General features: G+C 40.9%; 6 protein-coding genes. 4 read left to right on the top strand and 2 right to left on the bottom strand.

The annotated features are described in order from the left end of the window. Nucleotides 1-178 precede the first annotated feature (178 nt). Nucleotides 179-790, bottom strand: a complete 612-nt coding sequence (locus JMY00_RS13270) for a hypothetical protein (protein WP_201580506.1) — start codon at nt 788-790, stop codon at nt 179-181. Nucleotides 791-1,122: 332 nt separating this feature from the next. On the opposite strand from JMY00_RS13270, the gene JMY00_RS13275 reads away from it, so the two are divergent. Beyond that, complete coding sequence (locus JMY00_RS13275) at nt 1,123-2,166, top strand: nitronate monooxygenase (protein ID WP_134292849.1); 1,044 nt, start codon at nt 1,123-1,125, stop codon at nt 2,164-2,166. Nucleotides 2,167-2,191: 25 nt separating this feature from the next. On the opposite strand, the gene JMY00_RS13280 is transcribed toward JMY00_RS13275, so the two are convergent. Next, nucleotides 2,192-2,911, bottom strand: a complete 720-nt coding sequence (locus tag JMY00_RS13280; RefSeq protein WP_201580507.1) for an aspartate/glutamate racemase family protein — start codon at nt 2,909-2,911, stop codon at nt 2,192-2,194. A 344-nt stretch (nt 2,912-3,255) separates the two neighbouring features. Between JMY00_RS13280 and JMY00_RS13285 the strand changes: the two genes are divergently transcribed. From JMY00_RS13285 to JMY00_RS13295, 3 genes are all read left to right on the top strand, one after another. After that, nucleotides 3,256-3,510, top strand: a complete 255-nt coding sequence (locus tag JMY00_RS13285; protein ID WP_101204702.1) for a DUF2798 domain-containing protein — start codon at nt 3,256-3,258, stop codon at nt 3,508-3,510. 235 nt (nt 3,511-3,745) lie between these two features. Continuing rightward, nucleotides 3,746-4,723: a zinc-binding dehydrogenase gene (locus JMY00_RS13290; protein ID WP_201580508.1), complete on the top strand. Its 978-nt coding sequence runs from the start codon at nt 3,746-3,748 to the stop codon at nt 4,721-4,723. Between the two features lie 192 nt (nt 4,724-4,915). After that, the gene (locus tag JMY00_RS13295; RefSeq protein WP_201580509.1) at nt 4,916-5,920 is read left to right on the top strand and encodes an oxidoreductase; all 1,005 of its coding nucleotides are present in this window, start codon (nt 4,916-4,918) and stop codon (nt 5,918-5,920) included. The last annotated feature ends 189 nt before the right edge of the window (nt 5,921-6,109 follow it).

A 6,109-nucleotide genomic window follows, 5' to 3' on the forward strand; every position in this document is an offset into this window, starting at 1 on the left:
TTTTATGATTATGTTTGATGACCGTATCAGTAAGCATTTAATCTAAATGGCAGTTACACAGAATCTGGGATGGTCTCTTTGGTGGCTTGGATACTGATCTTTTTTTTGAAAATCTTAGTAAGAATTAATATCTTACAAAGAATTAAAACTGAGTGGTAGATAAGCCGTTAGAACCTATTTAATTATTTTTATAACTAGGTGGGAACTTCTCTTTTCCATATATCCATAAGAACTTATCAATATCTTTCGCATTTTTTCCGTTAAGATTATAATACGTAATAAAATCTAAAATCACTTGGTGAAATTTTTTAAAACTCTTTAAATCTTTCTTCTTAAAGTCTGAAAAACTATCTCTTTCCTTGTAGGCGATGAGTGTCTTTTCTACGAAGCTGTCATATATAGAATAATCTATTTGGTTATGCCAATTGCAATACTTAGTAGCAAAAGAATAAAAATTGATTTCTTTATTATTCTTTTTAGTACGAATGTTATGTCCAGTAGCGATTTGATGTACAAGCTCCGGATTTCCTGCCTTTATGTTTTCATCGACATCACATTCTAATATATGCTGAGCCACCTTGAAAACACTATAAATGCTAGTGCTATATAGCTCATTAATCACACTGACCTTTAAAATAATATCTTCAAGAGAAGTGTTATTTGGAAATGCTTCGAACAGTTTTATTATTGCACTATCTCCATACTTGTACCTTTCATCTAATTCGAATTTATCCATATACTGCTTTATTAAATCTTCAGTAGGTTCATCTAGAAAATCATTATTCTTCATATTCTTTCTCATATCATTTGAATTTTTGAATCATAGGACTTTTAAGTTACAAATACGGACTTACCATAATTATTGCACTTAGCCTAATATTATTCCACAAGAGTCTAGAATTTTTTCATTTAATTCAACTTTCTTTGGCTAGATATTTAGTAATCTCAAGTATATGTATTAATAAACTTTAACTACAGTTTTATAGTCAAATAATTTAACTACAATTCCGTAGTCAAAACCCATCACCCTATTTAGCAACTAAATAAACACTATCTTACGTACTGTTCGCCCAGCTCTGTTAAAGTAAGTCATGCAAACACCTTAACAAAAGGCTACCCGTCATGACCTTACTTGATACTCTAAACTTAACCTACCCTATCGTTCAAGCACCAATGGCAGGAGCAACCACACCTGAACTGGTAGCGACGGTCAGTAACTTTGGTGGACTGGGTTCACTAGGATCTGGTATGACTGATCCAAATGTTTTGACCAGCCAAATTAATACCATTAAATCGCTCACCGACCGTCCGTTTATGGTCAATCTCATGGTATTGTCTGAGCAAGAATCTACGACCTTTGATACCGAAATTCCCGCTTGGCTAAGTCAATACTATCAAGACAATAATATTGAATTTACACTACCTGAACGCCCAGCGCAGAGCTTCGCAGAGCAGCTAAAAGTGCTCTATGACAATCCCGTTCCCGTTGCCAGTTTTACCTTTGGCATTATCAGTGCTGAGCAAGTTCAGCGTCTGCAAAGTTTCGGCACACGCGTCATCGGTACCGCCAATCATCCACTAGAAGCGAAAGCATGGAGCGAAATTGGCGCAGATGCGGTATGTGTACAAGGGGTTGAAGCGGGTGGACATCGCGGTGGTTGGTTACCGCAAAGTGAAAGCGATCCATTGGGATTATTGACTTTGATTGCCCAAACCCGTGCCTGTACTGATATTCCTTTGATTGCAGCAGGTGGCATTATGACAGGACAGGATATCAAGGCAGTACAAGCGGCAGGTGCTGAGCTTGCACAAATGGGGACGGCGTTTTTGACCACCGACCAATGCGGTATCAATGATACTTATAAACAAGCCTTACTCGATGCCAGTCACAGCAGGCGCAGCTCAGAAACGCGCTTAACTCGACTATTTTCAGGTAAGCTCGCTCGTGGTTTATTAAACGATTATCTACGTGATTTTGCTCAATTTGAAAGCGCTGATGAGCTACCGCCCTACCCACAATTAAATGCCATGTCCAAATCTATGCGAGCTCATGCCTCTAAAAATATGGATGCAGAACATCAATCTTTATGGGCAGGACAAGGGGTAACTTTGGTCAAACGAGAGAGCACGTTTGAACTGCTTGAGCGACTGGTAAAAACGTTATAGGCTTAAATATTTTTATCAGTTCGCACTACTCTAACAAAAAATCTACCGCCGCCGCTGCATGAATCGCTGTGGTATCAAATACAGGTATCGGGCTATCGGCTTGTTTGATAAGTAGATCAATCTCTGTGCAGCCCAAGATCACACCCTCTGCCCCTTGCGCTGCCAAATCTTTAATCACTTGACGATAATACTCTCGTGAGCTGTCTTTAAATTCACCGACACACAGCTCTTTTTTGATAATGCGATGTACTTCTGCTCTTGCTTCATCTTCTGGTATCAATACTTGTAAACCCGCATCAATAAGACGCTGCTTATAAAAATCTTGAGTCATCGTAAACTGAGTACCAAGTAAGGCTATTTTGATAAGATTTTGTTTTTTGATAGCATCAGTAGTCGCATCAGCGATATGAGTCAATGGTAAGTCTGTGGCGGAGCGCACGTCATCGACCAATTTATGCATCGTGTTAGAAGCAATCATGATTCCTTGTACGCCAGCTGCTTGTAGACGCTGAGCACTACTAGCCATTATTACACCTAGCTCGTCCCATCTGCCTTGCTCCTGTAACGTATTGATCAACGCAAAATCCACACTATGAATCAACAAATCTGCTGAATGTAGTCCGCCAAGCTGATGCTTGATACCTTCATTAATCAGACGATAATAGCTCTCGGTACTCTCCCAGCTCATACCACCGATGATTCCTAATGTTTTTTGTTGAGACCCTCGTTGTTCTTGAGCTGCCATACTATACTCCTAGTTGTTTTTGGTCTTAGTTATAGTAAGTTATCGTAGCAAAATCGACTGTTGAGAACGCGCTATTTTTAGAGATATTCGTTTTAGAAATAATCTCTTCAAAAAGCTTTAAAATGCTGCCTTAAAGACAATAATCATATTAATAACATATCGCAAACCCTACCATTGATAATAACGATTTTACCTACTCATTTTCGAAGCGTATCATGTCCGCTCGCAGCCAACTATCTTGTCAGTTACGCTTATTTATTACCGCATAATTATATTTGTGCCATACGCCAGCATCATAGGCTGAGCGTCATTAATTGCTATCATCCTGTAGGACACCAAATACTATGACCAACTTCCCCACTATCAGAATACGCATTCGTCGCAAGCTCTATCGCCTTATCTTTACAGGTCTGATGGCGATGATGATGTCGCTTATTATCTCGTCAGCGCTATTATTGGTAAAAGTAGGCTACGTTGATGGCTTTTTTACAGAATTGATGCATTCTTGGGGATTGGCCTTTATTTTTGCGTGGCCAAGTGCGTACATCTGCGCCTATCTAATACAAGAGCATGTACTGAGCAGGATAGAGTTTTATTAATTATTCCTGCGCACTACAGCATGTTTCCCAATAATATCGTTATCTTAAATTTGCCATAACTATGCAATGTCCTCATCAGTAAGCAACAACGTTACTTAACCAAAAAAGTACTGATAACAATCCATCAAAGTTGCTACTGTTGTTAGCTGATTGCACTCTTTCTTCGAGTGTCCATCACCAACAGACAATCAAATAACTAGAATACGATTATTAAAAATAAACAAAGGAAATCATCATGCGTAGTGCTATTCATAACAGCTTTGGCAAACCCTCCAACGTGTTGAGCGTTGGCGACAGCCCGATGCCGCAGCCAGCTGCCAACGAAGTCCGTATCAAAACCATTCTCTCCCCTATTCACAACCATGACTTGCTAACGGTAAGTGGTCAATACGGCTATAAACCTGAGATGCCAGCCATCGGTGGTAGTGAAGCGCTAGGTATTATCGATGCCGTGGGCGATGATGTCGCAGATTTAAGCGTTGGCCAGCGTGTGGCTTGTGCCAGTGTGCACGAGACATGGGCGGAGTATTTTGTCGCTCCTGCCAGCATGGTATTTAACATGCCTGATAGCATCGAAGACGAGTTGGCTGCCCAGCTGATTGCGATGCCGCTGTCTGCCCTAATGCTATTAGAATTCCTAGAAGTAGATAAAGGTCAATGGATTATTCATAATGCGGCAAACGGCGCTGTCGGTAAAACGCTTGCGATGTTAGCAGCAGCACGCGGTGTAAATACGATTAACCTCGTACGTAGTAAAGACGCGATAGAAGAGCTGACCTCACTCGGTATCAAAAACAATGTGGTCACTGCTGATGATGACTGGAAAGACCAAGTTCGCGCCATCATCGGTGATGACAAGATCACAGCAGCCGTTGACTCAGTCGGTGGTGAGTCGAGCAACGAGCTACTATCATTACTGGGTAGCAAAGGCACGCTAGTCTCATTTGGTATCATGTCAGGCAAGCCAATGGCATTAGACGCTGGCAGCTTGATCTTTAAGCAAGCCGTTGTAAAAGGCTTCTGGGGCAGCAAAACCAGCCAAGAAATGGATCTAGAAAACAAACAACGTCTAATCGATGAGCTACTAGAGCGCGCTTCGAACGGCGACCTAAAGCTCCCTATCGAAGCCATTTATAGTCTGGACGACATCACAACTGCAGTCTCTGGAAAAGTACAATCAAGCAAAAAAGGTAAAGTTATCCTAAAGCCTTAAGCAATACTCTAACCTTGCATTGATTGTCATTAAAGGCATCATAAATATGAAAAGTCCATTTGTATTACTGGTTAGATAATACTATGGGCTTTTTTATTTTAACCGTGCTGTTGTCATGATAATTCTGATGTAAACATATATATAAGCAGTTACCTATCAGAGTAAATAATAAGATTTAATAAGGATATAACCATGTCAAACGATATAACATTCAAAGCATTAGTCGTTGAAGAAACCAGTAATGGTGAATTCAAAAAAAGCATTCAAGAACGCAAGATTAGTGACTTACCAGAAAATGACTTGCTCATCGAAGTACATTATTCATCGTTAAATTTTAAAGATGCGATGTCAGCCACTGGTAATAAACGAATCACCAAACAGTATCCGCATACCCCTGGTATCGACGCTGCTGGCGTGGTCGTCAGTGACAAATCAGGCACGTTTAGCGTAGGACAAGAAGTATTGGTATTCGGCTATGATCTCGGTATGGACACAGATGGTGGTCTCGGTCAAATGATCTCTATACCAGCAGAGTGGGCGCTACCTTGCCCAGAAACGCTGACGCTAAAAGAAGCGATGACCTACGGTACTGGCGGTCTAACCGCAGCACTGAGTGTCCAAAAACTAGAGAAAATGGGTGCAAAACCAAGTGATGGCCCAGTTGCTGTGACTGGTGCAACAGGCGGCGTAGGTACGATCAGTATCGCTATCTTAAAGCAGCTCGGCTATGAAGTAATTGCATTCTCAGGTAAGCCAGAACAAAGCGAGTATCTAAAAGAGCTTGGCGCGAGCGAAGTACGTCATCGCGATACCATCAATGAAATCGGTAACAAGCCTGTCGGCCGTGAGCTATGGGCAAACGCCATTGATACCATCGGCGGCGACTACCTATCTAACTTGCTTAAGCAAACCAAAGCAGGCGGCGCGGTGACGAGCTGTGGTCTAGCAGGTGGCGCTGAGTTTTCGATGACGGTCATGCCGTTCATCACTAGAGCAGTGTCATTACTGGGTATCGACTCGGTTTATATACCATTGGCTGATAAAGAAGCCATTTGGAAACGTGTTGCCACTGATATGAAACTGCCTAACCTTGAGAGCTATGGCGAAGAGATTACACTTGAGCAAACGCCAGAATACCTAGATCGTTTTATGTCTAGCAAAGTGGTTGGGCGTTATGTGGTAAACGTGAAGGATTAGGTTTTTTATAAGTTTATGTTATGAATAGTAGTGGCTTTCCATTTGACACACTGCCTTTATTTCTAACATAAACTTTAGACTACTTTTGATAATATTTATTATAAAATTAAGAAAGTCATAACTGACAAAGAATATAATAATCGCCCTCATATTTTTAAAGTGGTCAAGAAGAAGAGGATAGTACGTGAA

This window comes from Psychrobacter sp. Pi2-52 (genome assembly GCF_904846705.1).
Taxonomy (GTDB): Bacteria; Pseudomonadota; Gammaproteobacteria; order Pseudomonadales; family Moraxellaceae; genus Psychrobacter.

Excerpts from the sequence above, each read along its gene's own strand:
- JMY00_RS13270 (WP_201580506.1), bottom strand. The coding sequence starts at position 790 with ATGAAGAATAATGATTTTCTAGATGAACCTACTGAAGATTTAATAAAG.
- JMY00_RS13275 (WP_134292849.1), top strand. The coding sequence starts at position 1,123 with ATGACCTTACTTGATACTCTAAACTTAACCTACCCTATCGTTCAAGCA.
- JMY00_RS13280 (WP_201580507.1), bottom strand. The coding sequence starts at position 2,911 with ATGGCAGCTCAAGAACAACGAGGGTCTCAACAAAAAACATTAGGAATC.
- JMY00_RS13285 (WP_101204702.1), top strand. The coding sequence starts at position 3,256 with ATGACCAACTTCCCCACTATCAGAATACGCATTCGTCGCAAGCTCTAT.
- JMY00_RS13290 (WP_201580508.1), top strand. The coding sequence starts at position 3,746 with ATGCGTAGTGCTATTCATAACAGCTTTGGCAAACCCTCCAACGTGTTG.
- JMY00_RS13295 (WP_201580509.1), top strand. The coding sequence starts at position 4,916 with ATGTCAAACGATATAACATTCAAAGCATTAGTCGTTGAAGAAACCAGT.